Origin of the sequence: Pandoraea oxalativorans (genome assembly GCF_000972785.3) — a bacterium.
GTDB lineage: Bacteria > Pseudomonadota > Gammaproteobacteria > Burkholderiales > Burkholderiaceae > Pandoraea > Pandoraea oxalativorans.
The window spans coordinates 3,620,335-3,644,615 of the sequence record NZ_CP011253.3; the positions used below are offsets into that span (position 1 = coordinate 3,620,335).

Consider the following 24,281-nt stretch of genomic DNA (forward strand, 5'->3'; position numbering starts at 1 on the left):
ACTTAACCGCTGCTTATGTCGCTGCCGCGTGCATGTGTCCGTCATTGCGCGCTGCACTACCCCAATCAGCTCGCCGTGGCGGTGCGCAGATTGCCACCGTCGCTGCGCTGGGTGCGGGCAATGGCCAGCACGCCGATCAGGGAGACGCATGCCGGTACCGCCGCTGCGAGGAACAGCGACGACGACGACCATTGCAGATGCATCAGCGCGCCGCCCAGCACCGGCCCCAGCACCGAGCCGATACGGCCGATGCCCAGACTCCAGCCGATGCCCGTCGAGCGCAAGGACGTCGGATAGTAGGTCGCGGCCAGTGCATTGAGCGCCGGCTGGCCGCCGATGATCGAAAAACCTGCGAAGAAGATCGCCACGAACACCGCCACCATCGACACCATCACCACCGGGTTGCCGATGGCCGCCGTGGCCGCAATTGCGATCAGGAACGTCACCGCCAGCACGCTCGTGAAACCCACGCGATCGATCACACGTCCGAGCAGCAACGTGCCGATCACGCCGCCCGCCCACAAGGCGGTGCCTGCCATCACGGCGACTTGCGTCGAATATCCAGCGTCGCGGATCACCGTCGGCAGCCAGTTCGACAGGAAGTACATGTCGAGCAGGTTGGCGAAGTTGATGACCCACAGCAGCATCGTCACCCGTGCGCGACCGTCCTTGAACAGTTCGATGAACGGCACACCCTTGGCCTTTTGCTCGTCGAGGACGAAACGAGCGTCGGCCGGGACGTTCGCGCCCGGCGCGACCCGCAGCAATTGCTTGCGAATGCGCGCGTTATCGCTGGGCTTCGCGCCCTTCTTGAACATCAGGAACTGGATCGATTCGGGCAGCGAGACCCACATCAACAGGCCCAGCACCAGCGGGATGGCTCCACCGATGTAAAACACGGCGCGCCAGCCCAGATCGGGAATGATGGCGGCCGTAATCAGCCCACCGACCACGCCGCCCAGCGTAAAGCCACACGACACGATCATCATGAGCGAGACGCGAATGCGACGCGGGCTGTACTCACCAGCCAGCGCCATGGCGTTCGGCATGATGCAACCCAGCCCCAGCCCGGCGGCAAAGCGCCAGACGATCAGCTCGGTGATCGAGTTGGCGAAACCGGTGACGATCATGCACACGGAGAAGAACAGCGTCGCACCGATCAGCACCGGGCGACGACCCAGCTTGTCCGCCAGTGCCGAGAACGTCAGCGAACCGACCAGCATGCCGAACAACCCTGCGCCGAAGACCGGCGAGAGCGTTTCCTTGGCAATGCCCCACTCGCGAATGACGACCGGCGCAACATACCCCATGGCCTGAACGTCGAAACCGTCCACGACCAGACACATCGCGCACAGCGCGATCACCCACCACTGATAGCCGCCCAGTCGACTCTCGTCGATCAGAGCGCCCACATTCACTTCTGCTGCTTTCATCCTGTCTCCAAACGTTCTCGCAACTTCGTCGTTTTGCGTCCCGGTCGAGGCGCCGGGGAAATTACGCTTTGCGGAATTTTATATCGCCGAACGTAAATCAATGCCTAGTGTAAACACTTAGATTTCCAGGGGTTGCGAGCGCGTCGGGCGTGCCTCGGATGTCGGGCGAAAGCGCGAGCGATATCCGTCGCCTTAAATAAACGGTCGCTATTTTTGTGGTTTTTCTCCATCCGCACGATGAGAGGACGCCCCGATGACGCACCGAATGGCTATATGGGACGGGGAATTGGGCGATTCGCGAGCAAAAAAGCGACGAATTGTCGCAGATGTGGTTTTTCTACAGATTTTTTTGACAAAGGTTTACCCGTCTAGGGATTTCCCTGATATAGTTGCACCTGTCTCCTCCACCTCCTCCTGGTGGATTTCACGGCCAGCAACGCGCTGGCCGTTTTTTTTGCCTGTCGCATTCGTCACGTCTTCGGCGAGTCGATCCGGCGCGCGTAGCCGCTAACGGAACGTAATGCAAGCGGGCGGGCAGCGACGCGGGCAATGCATTTTCCTGCGCTACACTCCACGCCATGAAACTCGCACCGCTCGCCACCCTGCTTTGTGTTTTGCCGTTTGTCGGCTCGCTTGCCGGCTGTTACGTCGTGCAGTACCCGGGCGGCGCGCTGACGCTCTCCCCAACACCCACGACGGCGCAAGCCATGCGCGCTGCGCCGGGCACCGTCCTCAGCGGTGACGTCGCGACGGCCCCCGTACCGACACCGACTGTTGCGTCGACGCCCGTACGCCCCGCCCCCACACCTGCGCCCGTGTATCCCAACGGCTCGCCTGTGCCGCGCGACTTCCAGCCCGGCAACACCTCGCCTGTCCCACCAGACTATCGGCCGCCCGCCGCCTCGGGACAAGCGGGGCGTTCCGGCGCAAACTTGGCCTACCCGACCTATCCGAACGGGTCGCCGGTACCCCCCGACTATGTGCCGCCGCAGACATCGCAACCGCCGCAGGGCAACGTCGCTGACTCGACGTATTCCGCCTACTCGTCGTATTCGCCCGACCCGCGCTTCGTGCCGTACGCCGCCTATCCTGCTTACCCGGCTTACCCGACTTATGCGGCCTACCCGACCTACCCCGTCTATGCCGCCTACCCTGCCTACGCACCGGTCTACCCGGCATACGCTCCATCGCCGTGGCTCGGCAACGTGTCGCTTTCGTTCTCATGGGGACGTGGCTGGGGGAGCTGGGGTGGACGCTGCTGTCATCGCTGGCGCTGAACGACCGCAAGCCCTGCTCGGGCGGCGTGAGCGTTTGAAGCGCGCAGGGGCTGCGCGTCATTGACGAATGAGGTGCGGGTGACGCAAGCCGAGCGGCTTGCGTGTTGCAGCGCTTCTCGCGCAGGGCGTTGCGCTTAGTGCGTTGTGTTGTGCGTTGCGTTGTGCGACGTGCTGTGGGCCGTCTCGTTCGCGCGCTCGTTCTCTTTCGCGACGCGATCCTCGATGCGGCACTCGATGCGTTTTCGAATCTGTGCGGCCGCATCGGACGCGCAATTCGCATCGATGCTCGAAAACTCGCAACGCCCGATGTAATCGCCTTCGCAATACGCATCGACCGCGCCGTCAAAGCGCTTGTCGGCACGCGGCGTGATTGCCCCCATCAGTTCGAACGGACGTCCTGGCGCCGCATTGCTGACGTAGTGCCACTGGAATTTGAACGAATCTGTCATATGTCCCCTCTCTCAAGCTTCAGCTAAAGGTCTGCCAGCCTGCCAGCCGATGCTGTTTTTCGGGGAATCGTAACATGTTCATCAATTCCGACCGCCGTTCGAAAAAAAAAGCGGCTCGCCAGGGCGGCGAGCCGGACAGTCCGTGGAGGTCGGGGGCACTTCAGGACCACGGTGATTTCACTGTAGTCCCGAATCGTTGTCGTTATTCTCGGTAATTTGCCTGATACGCGGACCTGAATCCTCAAGTTCGTCGGCCGGCACCGCCTTGCCGAACAGCCATCCCTGACCGATCGCGTCAGGGCAAATCGCAAGCATGTAGTCCGCCTGCGCCTGAGTTTCCAATCCTTCCACGATGACCTCGACGTTCAGCAGCGCCGCCATCTTGCATATCTGGTCGACGATGGCGTTGCCCACCGTATCCGTTCCGATGGCATTTGTGAACATGCGATCGATCTTCAGCGCATCGACATTGAGCGTCGACAAGTACGCCAGATTCGAAAACCCGGTGCCAAAATCGTCGATGTGAATCTGATAGCCGTCCACGCGCAACCGGTCGAGCGCTTCGCGAAGACGCGTCATGTTGTCCGTCGAACGTTCGGTCACCTCCAGCGCAATCTGCGCGCGCGGCACGCGCAGCGATGCGGCCGTATGGTTCAGAAACGTGTGGAAGGTGCGATCGACGACGTCCACGGCCGCGAGATTGATGCTGATGTGGAATTCGGGGTCGGCCAATGCCCGCCCGTGCATTTCGATCAATGCCTGGCGTGTGACCTGACGCGTGATCAGGCCGATCACGCCGCGCCGTTCTGCAATCGGAATGAACATGTCCGGCGAAATCGGGTTGCCCGCGCTGTCGTTCAGGCGAGCGAGCGCCTCCACACCGACCGTTTTCCCGTCGCGCAGCCTGACCAGCGGCTGATAGACGAGGTGAATGCCGCCCGACTCGGCGGCCTGCTGGGTGACCCAGTCGATTGACGTGCGATACCGCTGACGCAGACGCCACGATTGCCCCATCGCACCACCAGCCACCGCGCCAACGGCTAACGTCAGCAGCAATCCCCACGGGTTGGTCACGATGCGCGACGACGTATAAACCGCCGACGCACAGACATCCACGCTGTTCGAACACCGCGAGAACTGGCGTAGCGGTCCGATGTCGAGCCAGCGCGACGTGCGGCCCAGCGTGATGCGTTGCTGATCGCCGGCGAGCCCCGCGCGCCAGAAAACGAAGCGCATGTCGCTCGTCGACGCCACCGACGCGAAGCCCGACTCCGGCGTCCCCAGCCGCTCAGGCAGTACCGGCGGGCTGAAGACGACCACGTCGCCCATGCCCATCGCATTGACCTGCACACCCGGTGTGACGATGCCCGTGAGCGTATGCCAGAGCTTCACCCCAGTGCGCGTTTCGTGGTCGGCGGGCGGCAGTGACGGCGCGGGATCGAGGCGACCCGCCACGGCGGAGCACAGCAGTTGTGAATCGTGGACCCGGGCGATGTCGTGGAAATAGGGACTGCGCATCGCGACGCGACGCAGCGCCAGAATGTCCGCGTCGTTACAGGGCATCGCGCCGCTGTACATTGCGTCATGCAATGCGTTGCGGCTCGACATCGACGCATCGCTCATGAAACCCATGACGTCCTGCACGTAGGCACGCAGGCGAAAATCGTCGATGCGCGTTTGCGCGATCTGTCCCATCAGCAGCATGACCAGCATGCCCGCCATGGCGCCGATAAGCACCGGCAACCAGCGGGTCAACCTTCTGAGCATTTGCATGAAGAATGGCGTCCACGGTGGCGCCCCATGTCGGGGCGTGAAAGCAGTGTAGCCTACCGCCGCCCGGACGCATCGGATTGCTATTCAACGCCCCCCCGCCCGGGCGCGTCTCCGACAGGTCTCGACGCTCGCGCGCAGGTCGCCTCATAAGTGGGACGATTTTGGGTCGACGCCGGGGTAACGTGGCCGCTTCTTCCCATCGACAGCGAACTCGCCATGACACTCAAATTTCGCCATCCCGCGAACGGCGACGTCATCGAGATTTCGCATCTGTCCTGCATCGCGGCCTTCTTTCTCGGCCCGCTCTACCTGCTCGCATACCGCTTCACGTGGCACGCGCTGCTCTGGACGGTGCTCGCCATCGGCCCCGCCCTGCTCTGGAACGATTCGCTGCTGGCGATTTCGCTGCCCGCTACCTGCCTGCTATACGCTGTGATGATTCATCCGCTGCTCACCGGCAGACTGCGTGCGAACGGCTGGAAATCCACCGACGGCGACGCCCTGCCGAGCCCCGGGCAACGCGGCTATCACTGAGTCATACGGCGTCGCTCGAGGTCGGCAACATTGCGATGAAACGATCGAGCGCTGCCGAGCCATGGTCTTCGCGATAGGCGAGGCTGATTGGCGCTAGCGGTACTTCGCCGCCCTCGGCATCGATGGGCCAGAAGCCCATGCCCGGCGTACGAATCTGGCTCACCGATGCCGGTACGAGCGACACCCCGAAACCCGCCGCGACCATCGGCACGATGGACGTGATCTGGGGCGCCTCCTGTCCCAGCTTCGGCCGAAAGCCTGCCGCTTCGCATGCGGCCACCGTGCGGTCGTAGAGCGCCGGGCTGATGTCGCGCGGCAGCAGAATGAATTCGTCCTGCGCGAGTGCGGCGAGCGGGACGCGCTCGCGCGCGCACATCGGATGCCCCAGCGGCAGCACCAGCACCATCGGCTCGTCCACGACCGGCAGGCTGACGATGCCGGGCGGCACGTCGAACGGCGTGCGCACGAACGCGGCGTCGACCGCGTCGTCCACGAGCGCCGTGAGCAAGCTGGCCGTATTGCTCTGCTGTGGATGCAACTGCACGTCGGGATAGCGCGCTCTGAAGTCGCGAATCCATGCCGGAATCCGTGGCTCGAAATACGTCGCACCGGCAAAACCGATGCGAATGTGCCCGGCTTCGCCACGTGAGATCTGCTGCATGCGCCGCCGCGTGCGCTCCACGCGCTCGAGAATCTGCCGCGCCTCCGGCAAGAACGCCTCGCCCAGCTCCGTGAGCACCACATCGCGCGGCAGCCGCACGAACAACGGCCCGCCCAGTTCAGCTTCCAGTTGCTTGATCTGCAAGCTCAGCGGCGGTTGCTGGATGCCCACCCGCGCCGCCGCGCGCGTGAAATGACGCTCTTCGGCGACAGCAATGAAATATTGCAGATGCCGCAATTCCATGACCGCTCCTCCGTCAGCCCGATGCCATATGGCTTTGCATCGTTGATACATCAAAAGTATGAAAACGCTATGTTCAATATATTGGAAATGTGACCGATGGGTCAATACACTTCGAGTCAAGCGCAGACCGGCATATCCATCGCGGGGCGCGCCAAGAATCCAAGAGATTCGAATAAGAGACGAGAAGAGACGAGGAGCCTCACGATGTTTGAAGACCGCATTCGCCTGGCGTCGCTGCGCGACCGGGTGATGACTGCCGACGATGCTGCCAAGCTCGTGGGCGACGGCATGGTGGTGGGTATGAGCGGATTCACCCGCGCCGGCGACGCCAAGGACATGCCGATTGCGCTGGCCCGCCGGGCGAAAGCCCACCCGATGAAGATCACGCTGATCACCGGGGCGTCGCTGGGGCATGACTCCGACAAGACGCTCACGGAAGCGGGCGTGCTCGCCAAGCGGCTGCCGTTTCAGGTCGACACGACGTTGCGCAGCGCGATCAATCGCGGCGAAGTGATGTTCGTCGACCAGCATCTCTCCGAGACGGTCGAATTCCTGCGCACCGGTCAATTCGGCAAGCTGGACGTCGCGGTGATCGAAGCGGTCGCCATCACTGAAGACGGTGGCCTCGTGCCGAGTTCGTCGGTCGGCAATTCGGCGAGCTTCGCCATCCTCGCGGAAAAGGTGATCGTGGAGATCAACCTCGCGCAGCCTCTCGCCTTCGAAGGCATGCACGACATCTGGATTCCGGGCCAACGTCCACATCGTGCGCCGCTGCCCATCGTCGACGTGCGCGACCGCGTGGGGACGAACGTCGTCAAGATCGCGCCGGAGAAGATCGCGGCCATCGTCATTACCGACACGCCCGACAGCGCCTCCAACGCGCTGCCGCCGGACGCCGACACGCAACGCATTGCCGGCCATCTCATCGAATTCTTCCAGCACGAAGTCTCGCGTGGACGCCTGCCGCGCACCTTGCCCGCTATCCAGTCGGGCATCGGCACCATTGCGAACGCCGTGCTCAGCGGCTTCATCGAATCGCCGTTCGACGATTTGACGATGTACTCGGAAGTCCTTCAGGACTCCACGTTCGATCTGATGGACGCGGGCAAGATGGTGTTCGCTTCCGGCTCGTCGATCACGGTCTCGCAGGCGGTGCAGGACCGTGTGTTCAAACAGCTTTCACGTTATCGCGACAAGCTCGTGCTGCGTCCTCAAGAAGTCAGCAACCATCCGGAAGTGATTCGTCGACTCGGACTGATCGCGCTCAATACCGCGCTGGAAGTGGATATCTACGGCAACGTCAATTCGACGCACGTCGGCGGCACGCACATGATGAACGGCATCGGTGGCTCGGGCGATTTCGCCCGCAACGCGCGCATGGCGATCTTCGCGACGAAGTCGATTGCCAAGGACGGCAAGATTTCGAGCATCGTTCCGATGGCGCCGCACGTCGATCACAACGAACACGACGTCGACATCATCGTGACGGAGCAGGGACTGGCCGATCTGCGCACCCTTGCCCCGCGCGAGCGCGTGAACCTCGTCATCGACAATTGCGCACACCCGAGCTACCGCGAGGTGCTGCGCGATTATTATCGCGACGCCCAACGCTTTGGCGGGCAGACGCCGCACGCACTCGAGCGTGCGTTCGATCTGCACGTCAACTTACGCGAGCGCGGCTCGATGCTGGCGGGGAAATAACGTCATGGGACATCGGTGCCGGACGCCATCGCCGGGGGGCGGGCGCACGGACGCCGATTGGCCGGCATCGACCCTACGTGTCGCTGCCGAGAAGAACGTGAGACGCATGCGGTCTCATGGGCCGGACGCTGGTGAGAGCGTTCCGGCATTCACGGCTCGCCGGCGTGCGCGGGCGAGCCGTTTTTTACGGGATGACCGGTGCGCCTGCACTGAGACGCGCCGGGGCACGCCTCACTGAGGCTCATGCGGATATCCGCTGCACCACCTGCCCCTGATTGGCCGCGCCGTCGATACGGAAGATCGACACCAGTTCGCGCAGGCCGCTCGACTGTGCCGCCATCGACTGAGCGGCCGCCGAGGCTTCTTCCACCAGCGCCGCGTTCTGCTGCGTGACGGTATCCATCTGCATGACCGCCTGATTCACTTGCTCGATGCCCGTGCGTTGCTCGGTCGAGGCGGCGGCAATTTCCGCCATCAGATCGGTCACGCGTTTGACGGCGTGCACCACTTCGTCCATCGTATTCCCCGCATCGGCGACGAGCTTCGCGCCGACGCTCACCTGACGCGTCGACGCCTCGATCAGCTCCTTGATTTCCTTCGCGGCATTCGCGCTGCGCTGTGCCAGCGTACGCACCTCGCCTGCGACCACAGCGAATCCGCGTCCCTGCTCGCCCGCGCGCGCGGCTTCCACCGCCGCGTTGAGTGCGAGGATGTTGGTCTGGAACGCAATCCCTTCTATCACGCTCGTGATGTCCGCCACGCGCGCCGAGCCATCCGAAATCTCGCGCATCGTCTCGACGACCTGACGCACGACTTCCCCGCCGCGTTGTGCGATATGCGAAGCGTTCGACGCCAGCACATTGCCCTGCTCCGCGTTGTCGGCGTTCTGCTTGACGGTCGTCGTCAGCTCTTCCATGCTCGCCGCCGTTTCCTCGAGCGACGCCGCTTGCTGCTCCGTGCGTGACGACAGGTCGGTGTTGCCAGCGGCAATCTGCGCCGAGCCCGTGGCAATGCTCTCACTTGTGTTGCGCACCTGCCCCACGACCTGCGCGAGCCTGGTGTTCATGTCCTTGAGCGAGCCGAGCAGCAGCGCCAGTTCGTCCTGGCCCTGCACGTCGATACGCGAGCTGAGATCCCCGCGCGCAACCGTCTGGGCGATCTCCACACACCGGCCGATCGGTCCCGTGATGGAGCGCGTGATGAGCCATGCCGTGAGTGTCGCCACGGCCAGCGCGAGCAGAATCAATGCGATGGCGGCAATGAAGGCTGCGTGATAGTTGGCAGCGGCAGTATCCGTCGCAGCGACGGCACCCGCGCGGTTCACGACTACGTGTTCGGCCAGCCGGGTGCTGAGCGTGCCGAAGCTCTTGACGGCCTCCGTCATGGCGATGCTGCGTGCCTGCGTCTTTGCCGCGTCGTCGCCCTGCTCCAGGACAGCGACCCGATTGTCGATGGCCAGATAGTCGGCCCAAGCCGCCTTGACGGCGTCGTAGGCACGACGGTCTTCGCTCGACGCCACCATGTTGCCGTAACTGTCGAGCGTCTTGTTCATCAGGTCGATGGCCGCCAGACGTTTGGCCTCCTCTTCCGTCCGCGTGCTGTCGACGGTGGTAAGCAAGACGGCCAGCGAGGCCCGACGCGCCGAGTTGGCGGCCACTTGCGCAGTGCCGAGCGTCTGCACGCTGGGCAGCCAGTTGTCGGCCAGATCGCGTGTTCCCCCGTAGATGCGCGACGCCTGAAAGACAGCCATGCCGCCCACAATACACAAGAGAATCAACGTGATGGCGAACCCGACGCTCAGCCGTGTGCCGATTTTGAGACTACCCAAGAACTTCATGCCCGCTCCATATGCGACAAAACGATAACAATCGCATGCGATAACGGGCAACCATTCATAAAACTTGAGCCAATTAACCCCTGATTCTCACGGCATGGCTTTCAATACACTTCGAATGCCGGAAATCGAAACGTTTTTCAGCGTTTTATTTCGTTGGTTTTGATGAACAAACCGATGACGATGAAAATATCATTAAATATTCATTGCCATATATTTAATAATCTATCGACATCATCGGCTCGCGCCGTCGAAGGGTGTCGGGTGGACGGTGTCGAGATCGATGTCGTCGATGCAGCGCACGTTCACTGCGGCCATTTTGGCGCCGTCCGGCATTTGTCCGAAGGCAAACGCTTCGACGCCGCAATTCGGACAGAACTGGTGACGAATGACGTGCTTATTGAAAAGATATTCCCGCGCCTTTCCTTCGCCAGCCGTTTGCGAAAAATCCGCAATCGGCGTGAAAGCAAGAATCAATCCGCGCTTTTTGCAGATAGAACAATTGCACGTAATTGTTTTGGACAATTCAATATTCGCAACAAAGCGAAGATTGCCGCAATGACAGCCGCCTGAGTATTGCTGATTCGCCATGACGTCTCTCCTTCGAGTTAAGGAAAACGCTACCGGCGGTAATTCGGGATGGGGGGGACTTCGGGAAGTGCCCGCCGGAATGCGCTCCATTGTGCGACAAATTCCAGCGGGCGGGCAGCGTCGGGCAACGGTGCGTCGGCATGCCAAAGGTGAAGCGGTGACCCGAGTCAGCGAACGCGCTGAAGCGCTCGCTGACTCATATTGACGCCTTTATGCCGCGAGTGCCGGTTCGTCGCGCGAACCGCGTGCGCCCTGCGGCGAGTGCATCACGGTGACACCGTGACGGCTATGCTCGCGAAGCTGGAACAGCGCCACGGTCTGGGCGAGGTTACGCGCCTGCTCGCTGAGCATCGCGGACGCCGCCGCCGATTCCTCCACAAGCGCCGCGTTCTGTTGCGTCGACTGATCCATTTCGGCCACGCTGCGGTCGATCTGGCTGATACCGGTACTCTGCTCCGTCACCGCCGAGTGAATCTCGCCGATCAAACGACGCACACGGGAGATACCGTCGACGATCTCGCCCATCGTGTCGCCCGCCGCCTGCACGCGTTGCGTGCCGCTCTTGACGTTCTGCACCGAGGCTTCGATGAGCGTTTTGATTTCCTGCGCGGCAGCGGCGCTGCGTTGCGCCAGTGTGCGCACTTCACCGGCCACGACCGCAAAGCCACGCCCCTGCTCCCCCGCACGCGCCGCTTCCACTGCGGCGTTGAGCGCCAGGATGTTGGTCTGGAAGGCAATGCCGTCGATCACACCGATGATCTCGGTAATCCGCTCCGACGACTTGGCGATTTCACTCATCGTGGTGACGGCGCCGGTCACGACTTCTCCGCCGCGCGCGGCAGCGTCGCTGGCGTCGCCCGCCAGACGTGTGGCATGCTCAGCGGCCTCGGCCGTTTGCCTGACGCTGGCGGTGAGCTCGGTGAGCGCCGCCGACGTCTCCTGCAACGTACCGGCCGAAGATTCCGTACGTTGCGACAGATCGCGGTTGCCCATTTCGATTTCGCTGGTCGCCGAGGTCATGCCGTGAACGCCGGAGCGCACGTCGAGCATGACGGTGCTGATCTTGTCGACGAACGCATTGAACGACGTCGAGATCTGCGCGACTTCGTCGTGACCGACGACATCCAGACGACGCGTCAGATCGCCGCCGCCGGAGCCGATGGTATCCATGGCGTCACGCACTTGCGACAGACGACGGAACGCTTGCGACGTGAAGAAGCTCGCGATACCGATGGCGCACAGCGTCAGCACGATCAGCGAAATGACCGTGCCGCTCAGCACGCGCGAGAGACCGGCGGTGGCTTCGGCCTTGTCGAGCGCCACGACGAAGAGCCAGTCGGTGCCCGGCACCGGTTGCGCCTTGACGAGCTTCGGCGCACCGCCGAGTTCGACTTCCGTCGGCTCGGTGGCGTGCTCCATCTTGACGAGCGCGTCGGGCGTGAGCGCCGAGGCGAGGTCGCTCGACTGCTTGAGCATGAGTTTCTCGTCGGGGTGTGCGATGACGAGCCCGTCGCGCGAGACCACGAACGCGAGACTCGACGGCGTGGGGTGCACGGCCTTGACGACGTCCTGCACTGCGTCGAGCGGCACCGCTCCGCTCACGGCGCCGAGCGTCTGCCCGTCGCGCAGAATCGGTGCGGCGAACGACACGTACAGCTTGCCCGAGGCGATGTCGGCATACGGCTTGACCACGGTCAGCTTGCCCGCCGCGGTCGCGCCCTTGTACCAGGGGCGTGCGGTCGGATCGTAGTCGGGCGGCGTGGGGCCGCTGGAGAAGTACGACTTGTCGCTCCAGCCGATGCTGGAAATCGGGAAACCGTTGGTCGCGCCGAGCAGCTTCGTGAGCGCCACGCCCTGCTCGCCCTTTTCGACGGCTGCGGCGGTGCCGACGACCGACTGGCCCTTGGCGGCCGCCCAGCGTTCCACTGCGAGCGTATTGCCCCGTGCGACCGCGTCGAGCGTGTTGGAGATGGTGGACATCATGCTGTCGCGCACGATGATGTAAGTGGTAATGCCGGAGAGGATCAGTGCACCAATGACGGTGGCACACGCGATCAGAATGATGCGTGTTCTAAGCGAAGATACTGTCATGCTGTCGAGGCAGGCCTGCGGCTAGGGGGGTCGAAAGACAAGAGACCGGCACCCAGGCTACCGGCTCCACGAGGTGGGAGGTTCCACCTCGGAAATTACGGCAGTCGCAGGAAGAACTTTAGGTGTTAACCCGAAATTCCGGTTGCATATTTTCCTATCGTTACGGATAGCGAAACGTCAGGGATACGAATGGATATGCAGAGCGTTTCGATTCCTGCACGGAACCGGGACATACGACGCATGCGTCGGCTATAGTGCGGTGACCGTCAGTTGCCTCGTTCACTCCCGAATTCAGGTGAATTCCGTGAAACAGCTCGTCGAACGCGTAGAACCCTGTGACTGTGACCATGTCGCATCGCGGCATCCGATCCAGAAGCGTGAAAACGCCCGGCTCACCGGTATAACCCACATTTCCGACAATCGCCCCGTCGCCTCGCAGCACAGCGCGATTCAAGCGATGGCAGATCGCCGTTCGACACGTTGCGCTATCCCTGTGTCGAGTACACCGCCGATTCAGCGCGTAGTCACTGGCGGGCGAAGCGGACGCCCGTATCGAAGCTCCGAAGTCCCGGGCCGCGAGTTCCATACCTACGAGGAAGCAAAGGCGGCCGAAGAACAGGTTCAGCGCGAACGTGCGGAACAGGCGCGGCGCGAGCGCCCGCCGGTCAACTTTCAGTTCCGGCCACCGACAGGGCCGGAGCCGACGCTTGAGAATCCGCTTTCCACCGCGCTGCATCAGTACCCCGCGCACTTCGGTCCGGTGCTGACGACGGGCGGACAGGTCCATCAGAATCAGGTGGGGTCGGTCATGGCGGGTGGCTCCGCCTTCGTGACCGAGCCGGGCAAGACAGCTTTCAGCGGACAAAATACATACGCCGTCATCATGACGAACGGGCCTGACGACAATCGACAAGTCTTTAGCCCGAGCGGTCAGAGTACGTCGCTGAACAGCCTTCCCGGAACGTCCCCGTTTGCGTTTCATAAACAGAATGTCGTCATGCAAGGCCCGCCACCGCAAGGCGTGACACTGCCGCCGGGCCGCAAGAAAGGTCACGCTGAGGCGCTAGCTGTGCATAGTCAAGGGTTCGAGAAAGCTGTCGAGCAAAACGCAACGGATCTGAACAACACGGCGTCCATGCTCGGAATCGATACCGCGCGAGTCATCCCGGACGAGCCGACCGAAGACGATATGGAATACCTTGCGTCGGTCATGGGCATGCCGGGGGTAACGACAGACATCGTCGAGAATCGCGCATCCTGCGGAAAATTCGGCGAAAGCGGCTTCCCCGGCGGATGCAATCAGGAAATGGCCAATACGGTCGGAAAGTACGGTGGCCTGCTCGATCAGCATCTGCCGCCGCAGTTCTCGTTCCTGGCTCAAAATACCGGCCTCGCGTCGTTCGGCGTGTCGACTGCCGGGTCATACGCACACCAGGGCAATCCACTCATCATCACCGACGCCGGCGGCCGTGTCGGTGCCCACAACCCAATCAGTTGGACCACGGGTAAGCCGCGGCATATGGGCAAAGAACTCCAGGCGTACATCGCACGATCCGACCCGCAGAACCACGTCCACGATCACGACCATGACGACGAAAAGGACGGCGAGATGAACGAGGAGGAGGGCGGGAACCACCTTTCCGAGGAGGACGGCGAGCAGTAAACATCGCCCCGCTCCGGGATCGTTCAGGCGCTCAGAAATCCCAGATCACAGGCACCCAGCGATACGCATCGCCATTGCGCGCAATGCGCGCCGAGCGACGGGAACGGCAAGTGGGCCGCGACCGGCAGGCCACGGTTCTCCGCGAGTTCCTCGTAGAGGCCGATGCGAACGCGCGTCGGCTCTTCGGGATCGTGATCGAAGCCGTTCTGCCACTCTGGATGATCGAAGCCGACCGGGAACATGGCGTCGCCCGCGAACGTCAGCCGCTCATCCCCCGAGACGAGATCCACCACGCTATGCCCGGGTGTATGACCGCCCGTGATGCGCACGGCGACGCCCGGTGCGACCTCGTGCGAATGCTCAAACGTCTGCAATTGCTCGCGATAAGCGTCGTAGAAAGCGGTCGCTGTCGCGAGACCGGAGGAAGCGCGTTGTTGTGCGTCACGCACCAATGCGCGTCAATGCGTGTCAATACAGGAGGCGGCGCGTACGTCGGTGCATACGTCGGCGTGTATCCCGGCACAGCCCGAATTGTTGCCTCACGGGCAACACTGTGCGCCCTTGTCGAGGGGCATGCGGTGGGGCAAAATGGACCGCCCGAAGCTTTGCCGCTGGCGCTTTCCCTCCCCTCATGACAGCTCCTGCCTCCGACGCCGACCGCAACCCGCTGTTGCTGTTCGAACGCCATCGCCCCCGGCTGTACGCGATCGCCTATCGCATGCTGGGTGCCGTGGCCGAGGCCGAAGACGTGGTGCAGGAGGCATGGCTGCGCTGGAACGCTACCGAGCACTCGACCATCGAGACGCCGGAGGCGTGGCTCGTGACCATCACGACGCGCTTGTCCATCGATCGCCTGCGAGCCGCGAAAGCGGAGCGTGAGCATTACACCGGCGTCTGGCTGCCGGAGCCGATGCTGATGTCCGCGCCCGCGACGCCCGAGCAGGCACACGAGTTGGCCGACGACGTGTCGGTGGCGTTCCTGTATATGCTCGAACGCCTCTCGCCCGACGCTCGCGCCGCCTTCCTGATGCGCGACGTCTTCGACGCCGACTATGAGGACATCGCGCAGACACTCGGCAAGACACCGGCGGCGGTGCGCCAACTCGTGCGTCGTGCCCGACAGCAACTGCGCGACGGCACGCCCCGCGACGCGGTGCCACGCGCCACCCTGCATCGTCTGCTACTGGCATTTTCCGACGCCATGCAACGCAGCGATTTCCACGGATTGCACGCGCTGCTGAGCGACGATGCCGAACTCGTAGGCGATGGCGGCGGCAAGGTCAACGCCTTCCGTAGCCTGGTCGGCGGCAAGCGTCTGGCGCAACTTTTCTACGCGGGTACCCTCCGGTTCCGCGACGCGATGCGCACCGAAGTGGTCCAGATCAACGGTCAATGGGCGCTGCTGCGCTTCATCGACGGCGAGCTGGAATCCGCGCAGTCTTACGAGACCGATGGCGAACGTCTCACGCGCATTTTGGTGCAGCGTAATCCCGACAAGCTCGAACGTATCGCCGCAGCCATGCGCAAACGGTGATGCCCTGAAATAAGCGCATCGGCTTTGGTGCGCAACAGGGTCAGCTTTTTTTGCGTTCGATGTCACAGAACGTATCGCCGGGCCGTCTTATCAGCAGGCACAACCAACGGCGGCCCAGTGACCATGTCGACACCTTCATCAGCGCCCTCGATCTCCCAGAGCCCCAGGCGGGCAGACTCGCTGGCCGACAGTTTCGCGACGAGCTATGCGGGCGTCGTGGCGTTCATCGCCGTGGTGGCCGAAGGCAACTTCGCCAGGGCGGGCGACCGGCTGGGCATTGGCCGCTCGGCGGTCAGCCGCAGCGTGCAGAAGCTCGAAGACCAGCTCGGCACGCGCCTCTTCGTCCGTACGACGCGCAACACGTCGCTCAGCGTCGAAGGCAAGCGCTTCTACGAACAGTGCCATCCGGGCGTACAACGGATCGTTCAGGCGATGGACGACATGCGGGAGCTGCGCGAAGGTCCGCCTTCGGGACAGCTGCGCGTGTGTTCGACCGTAGACTTCGGGCGCAAGATTCTGGCACCGCTGCTGGGTGGATTTCGCGACGCCAATCCGAACATCTCCATCGAACTGGTGCTCGACGACAGCCCGACCGACTTCACCACCGATGGCGTCGACGTGTCGTTTCGCAACGGCCGGATGGACGACAGCCGGGTCATCGCCAGGAAGGTGATCCCGATGCAGATGATGCTGTGTGCGTCTGCCGACTATGCCGCGAAACACGGGCTTCCGCAGAACGTCGATGAGATCGCCGATCACCGGGGGGTGAATTTCCGGCTGGCGTCGGGGCGGGTGTCGGAATGGGAGTTCAGGATCGACGGGCGTGCGCGCAAGGTTTTGCCGAACGCCATGCTGACCTTCAACGACGAAGACCTCGTGCTGCAGTCGGTGCTCGGCGGTCAGGGCATCGCGCAACTGGCAGCCTATCAGGTGGGCGATCACCTGCGCACCGGCCGTCTCGTTGCTTGTCTGCCGCAATATGCGCCTGACGACCGGGGGCACTTCGTGTGCTTTCTGAGTCGCCAGCACTTACCGGCTCGCATTCGCGTGTTCATCGACTACATGACGGAGCAGATCCGCGCCATGAACCTGCATGTCTTGCCTGACGACCTGCTGGCGAATCAAGCGCACGCCGCGTAGGTAGGTGCGGGTTTCGACGGGCATACGCACGGGCCGCTCCCTCTCGTCCATTGGACTTTGAGCGGGCGGCCATAAATGACCGCTCAGCTGAAGTTGGCCTTGTCCAGCCCGTAAGCCTTGTCGGCCGAGCCGGGAACCGTGCGGAAGCCCACGTTAAGGCGGTTCCAGCCGTTGATGGCCATGATGGCGAAACTGAGGTCCGAGATTTCCTTTTCCGACAGTTCGCCGCGCACGCGCTCATAGATTTCGTCGGCCACACCGTGGGCACTCAGCGTGGTGAGCGCTTCGGTCCAGGCGAGACATGCGCGCTCGCGTGCCGAGAACAAAGTGGATTCGCGCCAGATCGCGACGTGATGCAGGCGCAGTTCGCCCTCGCCACGGATTTTCGCTTCCTTGACGTGCATGTCGAGGCAGAAGCCGCAACCGTTGATTTGCGAGGCACGGATTTCGACAAGACTCAGGATCGACGACTCGATGGCGCTCGACTTGAGCAACATGCCGAATTCGACGAACTTCTTGAACAGTTCCGGGGATTGGGCAAAGGCGTTCAGACGTTGGCTCATGGTGACTTCCTCATTGGGTTGGCGCGCCCCGTCGTGCGCTGACGGGCTTCACGCATATGTGGACAACACCCCAATCGTAGGTCGACACCAACGCTATCAGAAGCCCCTCACCGGGGACTATGGTGTTGCCCTATTGGCAACAATACGCGCGCCGGGTCGCCTCGGCGTCTTGTGCAGGAGGGAGACCGAACATCCGTCTGTACTCGCGCGTGAATTGCTGAACGCTTTCGTAGCCCACGGTAAACGCCGCGGTGCTGGCCGACATGCCGTCTGACGTCATCAGCTGGCGAGCCTCGATCAAACGCAATTGCTTCTGAAATTGCAGGGGCGACAGCGAGGTCGCGGCCCGAAAGTGCTGGTAGAACGACGAAACACTCATCCCGGCTTCCGACGCCAGGCGCTCAACCGGCAAAGGCTGAGCGAACGCCGAGCGAAGCAACGCAATCGCGCGTGCCAATCGCTGAGCCTGACTGTCAGGCAAGCTTAGCTGGCGAATGACCGGGCCGTGTTTTCCCACCAATAACCAGTAGTGAATTTCACGCAGAAGCTGCGACTGAAGCACGGGTAACGCGGCAGGACGGTCGGTCAAGCGCAGCAGGCGAAGTGCCGCGTCTCTCACCTCGGTGTCCGTGGGTTCGACCTGTACATGCGCGCCTGGAGGCGGCGGCCCCAGCTTCATCTCCACAGCCAGTTCGGCCAGTGTCCGCCGGTTCAGATCCAGTACCAGCGAGTAGTACGGCGCGGCGGCACTGGCGCGCGTGATCTGACTGACCGTGGGGATGTCGGACGTGATCAGCAGCGAATCGCCCGCACTGAAGTCGAACGTCTGTGTCCCGACGGTCACGCGTTTGCTGCCTTGCACTACCAGGCATGCGAGTGGATGAGAGATCGCATAGTCGATCCCGCTCGGCTCGGTCGCGCGAATGACGACCAGGCCCTCGATAGGCGTTTGGGCCACACCGTTCGGGCCGGCATGCGCCTCGGCATAGCGGCGCACCAGGTCAGGCAATGAGTGGGTCATCCGGGAGATTCGTGGTCGTTCACGGTCGTCTTTTCATTGTGCATCGTAGCCGATTGGCTTGTCCGGCGTGCGCATCCTCGGAGAAAAGTGCCAGAACCTCCGAGGTTCAGGCAAAGGCAGCCGACATTCCCGACACCACAATGAATACCTGTTTTCCATCACCTAACCGGGAGTAGCCTATGAGTACGATTTCCCTTATCACGGGTGCCAGTCGCGGCCTCGGTCGCAGCACCGCACTGTCGATTGCGCGCAAAGGCGGCGACGTCATCCTGTCTTATCTGCATCGCAAAGAAGATGCCGACGCCGTTGTCGCCGATATCGAAAAGCTGGGTCGAAAGGCCGTGGCCATTCAACTCGATGTCGGCGATGTCACGAGTTTCCCGCCCTTCGTAGAGCGACTGGCAACCGTTCTGCGCAGCACCTGGCAGCGCGACAGCTTCGACCATCTCGTCAACAATGCCGGGCATGGCGACGTTGCGCCGCTCACGGAAATGCGCGAGGAAGCCTTCGACAAGCTGGTCGATGTGCACTTCAAAGGCGTGTTCTTCCTCACCCAAAAACTGCTGCCGCTGCTCTCCGATGGCGGGCGTATTGTGAACTTGTCGACAGGTCTGACCCGCATGTCGGCCGAAGGATGGTCGGCTTACGCCGCGGTCAAGGGCGCCATTGAAGTGCTTACCGTCTATATGGCGAAGGAACTGGGCCACCGCAACATCACGGTCAACGCCGTGGCGCCAGGCGCCATCGAGACCGACTTCTTCGGTGGCGCCGTGCGCGACACGCCGGCATTCAACCGGCTCTTCGCTGACATGACGGCTTTGCGGCGCGTGGGCGTGGCGGAAGATGTCGGCCCAATGATCGCTGGCCTGCTGTCGGAGGACAATCGCTGGGTGACTGCGCAGCGCATCGAAGTGTCCGGCGGACAAGGCATCTGAGAGAAGGCACAGGCGGGATGTCAAGGCCGGGGGAGGCGCGAAAACACCTACACGAAATGCGTTGAGCCCCCGGCGCAACAGGCGTATAAGCGAGAAAGGGAACATCAAGCGATGCCGCACACATCTGCGTCATACAGCGGCATTAGTCTGGACAGTACGCTCACCCGAGCAAGCGCTTTCGAAGCATAGCGCCGATGGCCACAAGACGTCCACAGGAGCCAACATGCTCACCCTTTCCGCGCCCGCCATTACCGCCGCGCTCCAGTCCATTGCCGAAAAGAGCCCCAACCAGCCGCCCGATGCCGTCATTGACGCGTTGCTCGCTCGCGAGTTGATACATCGGGTCGGCACGCACTTCGAACCCACCGAATTCGGCCGGTCGTACTTCCGTCGCGCGTACTCGCTTCGGCCGACATGGTAAGTCGGGGCAGACTTTGGCCATAGCAGGCTCAGAAAAGAAAAACGCCGCTGGTTAGAGCGGCGTAAGGTCCTGATACAACAATGTTTTTGGTAGGCCGTGCTGGGTTCGAACCAGCGACCAAGGGATTATGAGTTTGCAACTAACTGTGGATGCCCAGGAAAATCAAGGGAAGACGACCGTAAGCAGAAACATCGAAAAGCATTTACGCGACAATAGGTTAGCGTAATTTTGAGGAGGATGACGAACGTTATGGATGTACCGGGCGTGTACTGAAATTTCTTTGTGGGATGACCAACAGGAACGAAAGTGCCACTGTCACCCATTCCGGCCAGCCACCCGGTAATGCCCCCTGAAATCCACCGCTAGGAGAAGTAGAATTTTCTCGTTAAGAGGGAGTTCTGCAGATGAAGAAGTCGAGATTCACGGACAGCCAGATACTGGAGGCGCTCAAGCGCGCGGAGGCTGGGCTGGCGGTGCCGGAGCTGTGCCGAGAACTGGGCATCAGTTCGGCAACGTTTTATAAGTGGCGCTCGAAGTACGGCGGCATGGACGCGTCGATGATGTCGCGCATGAAGGAGCTGGAGGCGGAGAATACCCGGCTTCGCAAGATGTACATCGAGGAGAAGCTCAAGGCTGAGATTGCCTCGGAGGCCCTGCAAAAAAAGTTCTGAAGCCATCTCGTCGGCGCGAGATGGCAAAGCAAGTTGTGCAACAGCGGCGCGTGTCAATTCGTGTGGCGTGCGCGGTGCTCGGCATCAGCGAGTCGTGCTACCGGTACGCGGCGAAGTTGAACACGGAGAACGAAGAGATTGCCGACTGGCTACTGCGTATTACGGGCTGCCATCGCAACTGGGGTTTTCTGCTGTGCTACTTCTACCTGCGTAATGTGAAGGGATTCGGCTGGAACCACAAGCGCATTTACCGAATTTACCGGGAGCTGGAGCTGAACCTGCGCATCAAGCCGAAAAAGCGGCTGGTGCGCGAAACGCCGCAGCCGCTATCGGTACCGGAGGCCATCAATGAAGTGTGGTCGATGGACTTCATGCATGACCAACTGGTTGACGGGCGCAGTATCCGGACGCTGAACGTGATTGATGATTTCAACCGCGAGGCGCTGGGCATCGAGGTGGATTTCTCGTTGCCATCCGAGCGGGTGATTCGCACGCTGAAGCAGCATATGGAATGGCGAGGCAAGCCGAAGGTCATCCGGTGCGACAACGGCCCGGAATATTTGAGTGCGGCCATCGTGACATGGACGCAGAAGCAAGGCATCCGGCTGGAATACATCGAGCCGGGCAAGCCGCAGCAGAATGCGTATATCGAACGGTTCAACCGGACTGCGCGATACGAATGGCTGTCGCAGTACCTGTGGGAGGACCTGGAGCAGGTTCGCGAAGCGGCGGCCGACTGGATGTGGATTTACAATCACGAGCGCCGGGCCTGTCATTAATTTCGTGTTTGAGGCATAACATGTCGCCAAGGAGTGACTATGCCTCGCAAACCGAAGACCCCGCCGGTAGAGCTACCGGCAATTCCCGCTGAATTGCTTGAACAATTCGGTAACGGCCCGATGACGGCCGAAGCCATCCACGCCGCGACGCTTGCGCTCAAGAAGGCGCTCATAGAACGCGCGCTGGGGGGCGAGCTCAATCACCATCTCGGCTACGCGCCTGGCGCGGCCAAACCGGCCAGCGTGACCAATCAGCGCAATGGCAAAGGCGCCAAGACGGTTCTGACTGAAGGCGGCCCGATTCGCATCGGGGTGCCCCGCGACCGTGATGGCAGCTTCGAACCACTGTTGATCCCCAAACACGAACGACGCTTTACAGGCTTCGACGACAAGATAGTCGCCATGTACGCCCGGGGTATGACCGTGCGCGAGATTCAGGGCTTTGTTCTGGAGCAGTACGGCACCGAGGTCTCGCCCGAGTTCATCAGCTCAGTCACTGACGAAGTGATGGCTGAAGTCACGGCGTGGCAGGCTCGGCCACTTGAGCCGATGTATCCGGTCGTGTTCTTCGACGCGCTGCGCGTGAAGATCCGCGAGGATGCCGTCGTGCGTAACAAGGCCATTTATCTCGCGCTGGGCATTCTGCCCGACGGCACGCGCGACATCCTGGGCCTGTGGATCGAGAACACCGAGGGGGCCAAGTTCTGGATGAAAGTGTTCAACGATCTGAAAACGCGCGGCGTGGGCGACATCCTGATTGCTGTGACTGACGGCCTCAAAGGCATGCCCGAGGCGTTAGCCGCGGTGTTTCCAGCGACGACGTTGCAAACGTGCATCGTCCACCTGATCCGCAACAGTTTGGATTACGCGAGCTGGAAGGATCGTAAGGGGCTGGCCGCCGCAATCAAGCCGATCTATACGGCACCAAGCGCCGAGGCGGCTCTGGCCGAATTGGACGCATTTTCCCAAGGGCCGTGGGGCCAGAAATTCCCGCCGGTCAGTGCCGCGTGGCGCAATGCCTGGGATCGTGTCATTCCGTTCTTCGCGTTCCCGCCCGCTGTGCGCCGGGTGATCTACACAACGAACGCTATTGAGAACATCAACTCGCAGCTTCGCAAGATCATCAAGACCCGAGGCCATTTCCCAACCGATGATGCGGCAACAAAGCTGATCTGGCTGGCGCTGCGTAACATCACCGCAGATTGGGGCCGCGCCGCTCAAGATTGGAAGACAGCTATGAACCAATTCGCTATCCTTTACGAGGATCGTTTCGTCCGGCCATCCGTGTAAACCTCAACCCCGCCTTGAACACGGAATTTCTGACACCCCCCGAGCGCCCGAATATGGCATTGGGCGGTTTTACCCCGAAGCAGCGGCTTGCCATGGTCGCTTAGTTTCTACTTCTGCTGACCGTGGAAAACGGGGGCATTACCACCCCAGCTCTTCTGTGCCGGCTTCGCATCAACCCACTACGGCCGTTTTCGACCCGAAGCGGTCTTTCACATTTTCCAAAAGCAGTCATTGCGGCAGTGTCTTCCACTCAGTGCCGATCCGTCGGTACAAGTGAGTATGCAGCCGATGGTCACAATCCAGAGACCGTTTTATGTCACCCACTACCAGCAGTATCCAGACTCACGTTTATAAGTCGGCACAGCGACACGAGCTCCCGAGGAAAGCTGTTGCGATAGGTGGAGAGAACACCTCTTCATGTCAAAAGAGTATTCAGCGACGTACTCGGCACCCTTCTCAGGAATGAACGAATACGTGAAGCCGCAGGACACGCCGTACGCAAGCCCAGTGGTGTCAATCCCTTGCCGAATCCAGACCTGTCGACCTGCAGGGAGAATTTGGTTCTGCCAGTTTTCCCCTCTGGCCTGGGGTACCGCACTGCAAGATCTCCCTGCGTGTGAAGCGGTATCGATGTACGCGTACCTGGCGCCGCCGGTAAAAGCAATTGTTGCGGTATCTCCGTCCTTAGGCGGCTCGTACGTCGCACAGCCCACTAGAACACCGCAAAGTAAGGCAACCCCAACAGCTCTTATTCGCGCCCCCCTCAAAAATGCGCTCATTGTTCCCCGCTTCTTTTATGAATTGTTATCGAAACCGATGCTGAGACGTGCAATAAAAATTGTCCCGGCCCAGGCTTGTCTGAATGATTTAACCAATTTAAACGGCGCAACTTAATGATCTTGCTCCCGATTCACTGAAGCGGAATCGACACCGGGAATCGAAGCGTAGCAATGATATACCAAGAGCGTCCGGGTTTGGATGTGGATTCAACCGGTGGCGGTCAGTTCATATTGCGTATGATTGGCAATGTTACGAGCGCGTGCTTCCAGTTAGCGAGGTGCTGTTGGACGGTATTCATTGTGGCTCACAGGGCATGGAGCACGATTGTTCGTTGCTAGCTATAGTCGCGGCCTTCGAGCGGTCGGCTTGTTGTACTGTCCAGTGACCGGTTTTGGTCGACTACCGACAGATGCGGGGCTATAGCCGCCCGCTTGTTGTGCGTCGAACGAATGAAGGCGATGACGTTCAAGCAGCGACAGGGGAATTACAGGCCGAGAATCGTGACACAATCATGCCCGAATTGATTGCCACTGGTCCACGCCTCAATCTGCGACATCATCGAGCCGAGGGCGACACAATTTGTGCCTAGATTCTCAATAAATCTTGTTTTTGAATCGGCGAAGAGGAAGCCGATCCGCTTGAGCATGGCCGGTCTGAATGTCTCGCCTTCCAGCCCACTTCGGATGTCCGTGAGGGCTTTGAGAATCTTCTCCCAGTCAGGCATGCTGATTTGCGTAAAAGCGTAGTGATCGAAACTTGACTTGTACTTCGCGATCGTCGGTTCGATATACCCAAATACCTCTTCCTCAAAGAACAGTGAACCATCGTTCCAGCATCGACCTGTATAGGCGCCTGCCAGAGTTAAAGTCAAATCTGGTGTACGGGGCGTGAGCAAGA

At 61.3% G+C, this 24,281-nt stretch carries 20 protein-coding genes and 1 pseudogene; 10 read left to right on the forward strand and 11 right to left on the reverse strand.

The features are described 5' to 3' along the window. Positions 1-65 precede the first annotated feature (65 nt). Positions 66-1,433 (reverse strand): MFS transporter, encoded by a 1,368-nt coding sequence (locus MB84_RS15935; RefSeq protein ID WP_046292482.1) that lies wholly within the window; start codon positions 1,431-1,433, stop codon positions 66-68. 578 nt (positions 1,434-2,011) lie between these two features. On the opposite strand from MB84_RS15935, the gene MB84_RS15940 reads away from it, so the two are divergent. Beyond that, a complete protein-coding gene (locus tag MB84_RS15940) occupies positions 2,012-2,710 on the forward strand; it encodes a hypothetical protein (RefSeq protein ID WP_046292483.1) in 699 nt (232 codons plus the stop codon). Between the two features lie 134 nt (positions 2,711-2,844). On the opposite strand, the gene MB84_RS15945 is transcribed toward MB84_RS15940, so the two are convergent. Next, positions 2,845-3,159: a hypothetical protein gene (locus tag MB84_RS15945; RefSeq protein ID WP_046292484.1), complete on the reverse strand. Its 315-nt coding sequence runs from the start codon at positions 3,157-3,159 to the stop codon at positions 2,845-2,847. Positions 3,160-3,336: 177 nt separating this feature from the next. Next, positions 3,337-4,932: an EAL domain-containing protein gene (locus MB84_RS15950; protein ID WP_084009825.1), complete on the reverse strand. Its 1,596-nt coding sequence runs from the start codon at positions 4,930-4,932 to the stop codon at positions 3,337-3,339. Positions 4,933-5,148: 216 nt separating this feature from the next. On the opposite strand from MB84_RS15950, the gene MB84_RS15955 reads away from it, so the two are divergent. Beyond that, on the forward strand, positions 5,149-5,466 hold the full coding sequence (locus MB84_RS15955) for a hypothetical protein (protein WP_046292486.1): 318 nt from the start codon (positions 5,149-5,151) through the stop codon (positions 5,464-5,466). A 1-nt stretch (position 5,467) separates the two neighbouring features. On the opposite strand, the gene MB84_RS15960 is transcribed toward MB84_RS15955, so the two are convergent. Next, complete coding sequence (locus tag MB84_RS15960) at positions 5,468-6,370, reverse strand: LysR substrate-binding domain-containing protein (RefSeq protein ID WP_046292487.1); 903 nt, start codon at positions 6,368-6,370, stop codon at positions 5,468-5,470. Between the two features lie 204 nt (positions 6,371-6,574). On the opposite strand from MB84_RS15960, the gene scpC reads away from it, so the two are divergent. Next, complete coding sequence (scpC, locus tag MB84_RS15965) at positions 6,575-8,071, forward strand: succinyl-CoA:acetate CoA-transferase ScpC (protein ID WP_046292488.1); 1,497 nt, start codon at positions 6,575-6,577, stop codon at positions 8,069-8,071. A 241-nt stretch (positions 8,072-8,312) separates the two neighbouring features. Here the strand turns inward: scpC and MB84_RS15970 are convergent, their stop codons facing one another. From MB84_RS15970 to MB84_RS15980, 3 genes are all read right to left on the reverse strand, one after another. Beyond that, on the reverse strand, positions 8,313-9,908 hold the full coding sequence (locus tag MB84_RS15970; protein WP_046292489.1) for a methyl-accepting chemotaxis protein: 1,596 nt from the start codon (positions 9,906-9,908) through the stop codon (positions 8,313-8,315). A 231-nt stretch (positions 9,909-10,139) separates the two neighbouring features. Then, entirely contained in the window at positions 10,140-10,496 is a 357-nt protein-coding gene (locus MB84_RS15975) for a GFA family protein (protein ID WP_046292490.1), read from the reverse strand. A 210-nt stretch (positions 10,497-10,706) separates the two neighbouring features. Then, positions 10,707-12,587 carry a methyl-accepting chemotaxis protein gene (locus MB84_RS15980; RefSeq protein ID WP_046292491.1) on the reverse strand — a complete coding sequence of 627 codons (1,881 nt, stop codon included), beginning with the start codon at positions 12,585-12,587 and terminating at the stop codon, positions 10,707-10,709. Positions 12,588-12,891: 304 nt separating this feature from the next. Here MB84_RS15980 and MB84_RS15985 point away from each other — a divergent pair, with 304 nt between their 5' ends. Beyond that, positions 12,892-14,250, forward strand: a complete 1,359-nt coding sequence (locus MB84_RS15985) for a hypothetical protein (protein ID WP_157122756.1) — start codon at positions 12,892-12,894, stop codon at positions 14,248-14,250. Positions 14,251-14,281: 31 nt separating this feature from the next. Here the strand turns inward: MB84_RS15985 and MB84_RS15990 are convergent. Next, a pseudogene (locus tag MB84_RS15990) lies at positions 14,282-14,663 on the reverse strand (MBL fold metallo-hydrolase); the annotation flags it as partial. Between the two features lie 218 nt (positions 14,664-14,881). On the opposite strand from MB84_RS15990, the gene MB84_RS15995 reads away from it, so the two are divergent. Both MB84_RS15995 and MB84_RS16000 read left to right on the forward strand, forming a co-directional pair. After that, positions 14,882-15,784 carry an RNA polymerase sigma-70 factor gene (locus MB84_RS15995; RefSeq protein WP_046292493.1) on the forward strand — a complete coding sequence of 301 codons (903 nt, stop codon included), beginning with the start codon at positions 14,882-14,884 and terminating at the stop codon, positions 15,782-15,784. Positions 15,785-15,907: 123 nt separating this feature from the next. Beyond that, the gene (locus MB84_RS16000) at positions 15,908-16,924 is read left to right on the forward strand and encodes a LysR family transcriptional regulator (RefSeq protein ID WP_046292494.1); all 1,017 of its coding nucleotides are present in this window, start codon (positions 15,908-15,910) and stop codon (positions 16,922-16,924) included. Positions 16,925-17,007: 83 nt separating this feature from the next. On the opposite strand, the gene MB84_RS16005 is transcribed toward MB84_RS16000, so the two are convergent. Beyond that, positions 17,008-17,487 carry a carboxymuconolactone decarboxylase family protein gene (locus MB84_RS16005; RefSeq protein WP_046292495.1) on the reverse strand — a complete coding sequence of 160 codons (480 nt, stop codon included), beginning with the start codon at positions 17,485-17,487 and terminating at the stop codon, positions 17,008-17,010. 130 nt (positions 17,488-17,617) lie between these two features. After that, complete coding sequence (locus MB84_RS16010; RefSeq protein WP_046292496.1) at positions 17,618-18,508, reverse strand: AraC family transcriptional regulator; 891 nt, start codon at positions 18,506-18,508, stop codon at positions 17,618-17,620. A gap of 179 nt (positions 18,509-18,687) precedes the next feature. Here MB84_RS16010 and MB84_RS16015 point away from each other — a divergent pair, with 179 nt between their 5' ends. The 4 genes from MB84_RS16015 (at position 18,688) to MB84_RS16035 (ending at position 22,604) form a co-directional block, all read left to right on the forward strand. After that, positions 18,688-19,443, forward strand: a complete 756-nt coding sequence (locus MB84_RS16015) for an SDR family NAD(P)-dependent oxidoreductase (RefSeq protein ID WP_046292497.1) — start codon at positions 18,688-18,690, stop codon at positions 19,441-19,443. A 223-nt stretch (positions 19,444-19,666) separates the two neighbouring features. Then, positions 19,667-19,864, forward strand: a complete 198-nt coding sequence (locus MB84_RS16020; RefSeq protein ID WP_046292498.1) for a hypothetical protein — start codon at positions 19,667-19,669, stop codon at positions 19,862-19,864. Between the two features lie 404 nt (positions 19,865-20,268). After that, a protein-coding gene (locus MB84_RS16030; protein ID WP_157122757.1) for an IS3 family transposase occupies positions 20,269-21,314 on the forward strand; the annotation gives its coding sequence in 2 pieces (ribosomal slippage) (positions 20,269-20,521 and positions 20,521-21,314; 1,047 coding nt in all). A 39-nt stretch (positions 21,315-21,353) separates the two neighbouring features. Continuing rightward, positions 21,354-22,604 (forward strand): IS256 family transposase, encoded by a 1,251-nt coding sequence (locus MB84_RS16035; protein WP_046290551.1) that lies wholly within the window; start codon positions 21,354-21,356, stop codon positions 22,602-22,604. A 1,264-nt stretch (positions 22,605-23,868) separates the two neighbouring features. Here MB84_RS16035 and MB84_RS29045 read toward each other — a convergent pair. Then, positions 23,869-24,279: a hypothetical protein gene (locus tag MB84_RS29045; RefSeq protein WP_245725387.1), complete on the reverse strand. Its 411-nt coding sequence runs from the start codon at positions 24,277-24,279 to the stop codon at positions 23,869-23,871. Between the last annotated feature and the right edge of the window lie 2 nt (positions 24,280-24,281).

Excerpts from the sequence above, each read along its gene's own strand:
- MB84_RS15980 (WP_046292491.1), bottom strand. The coding sequence starts at position 12,587 with ATGACAGTATCTTCGCTTAGAACACGCATCATTCTGATCGCGTGTGCC.
- MB84_RS15970 (WP_046292489.1), bottom strand. The coding sequence starts at position 9,908 with ATGAAGTTCTTGGGTAGTCTCAAAATCGGCACACGGCTGAGCGTCGGG.
- MB84_RS15950 (WP_084009825.1), bottom strand. The coding sequence starts at position 4,932 with ATGCAAATGCTCAGAAGGTTGACCCGCTGGTTGCCGGTGCTTATCGGC.
- MB84_RS15975 (WP_046292490.1), bottom strand. The coding sequence starts at position 10,496 with ATGGCGAATCAGCAATACTCAGGCGGCTGTCATTGCGGCAATCTTCGC.
- MB84_RS16015 (WP_046292497.1), top strand. The coding sequence starts at position 18,688 with ATGAGTACGATTTCCCTTATCACGGGTGCCAGTCGCGGCCTCGGTCGC.
- MB84_RS15945 (WP_046292484.1), bottom strand. The coding sequence starts at position 3,159 with ATGACAGATTCGTTCAAATTCCAGTGGCACTACGTCAGCAATGCGGCG.
- MB84_RS15940 (WP_046292483.1), top strand. The coding sequence starts at position 2,012 with ATGAAACTCGCACCGCTCGCCACCCTGCTTTGTGTTTTGCCGTTTGTC.
- MB84_RS15935 (WP_046292482.1), bottom strand. The coding sequence starts at position 1,433 with ATGAAAGCAGCAGAAGTGAATGTGGGCGCTCTGATCGACGAGAGTCGA.
- MB84_RS15955 (WP_046292486.1), top strand. The coding sequence starts at position 5,149 with ATGACACTCAAATTTCGCCATCCCGCGAACGGCGACGTCATCGAGATT.
- MB84_RS16020 (WP_046292498.1), top strand. The coding sequence starts at position 19,667 with ATGCTCACCCTTTCCGCGCCCGCCATTACCGCCGCGCTCCAGTCCATT.
- MB84_RS16000 (WP_046292494.1), top strand. The coding sequence starts at position 15,908 with ATGTCGACACCTTCATCAGCGCCCTCGATCTCCCAGAGCCCCAGGCGG.
- scpC (WP_046292488.1), top strand. The coding sequence starts at position 6,575 with ATGTTTGAAGACCGCATTCGCCTGGCGTCGCTGCGCGACCGGGTGATG.
- MB84_RS16010 (WP_046292496.1), bottom strand. The coding sequence starts at position 18,508 with ATGACCCACTCATTGCCTGACCTGGTGCGCCGCTATGCCGAGGCGCAT.
- MB84_RS16005 (WP_046292495.1), bottom strand. The coding sequence starts at position 17,487 with ATGAGCCAACGTCTGAACGCCTTTGCCCAATCCCCGGAACTGTTCAAG.
- MB84_RS15995 (WP_046292493.1), top strand. The coding sequence starts at position 14,882 with ATGACAGCTCCTGCCTCCGACGCCGACCGCAACCCGCTGTTGCTGTTC.
- MB84_RS15960 (WP_046292487.1), bottom strand. The coding sequence starts at position 6,370 with ATGGAATTGCGGCATCTGCAATATTTCATTGCTGTCGCCGAAGAGCGT.
- MB84_RS16035 (WP_046290551.1), top strand. The coding sequence starts at position 21,354 with ATGCCTCGCAAACCGAAGACCCCGCCGGTAGAGCTACCGGCAATTCCC.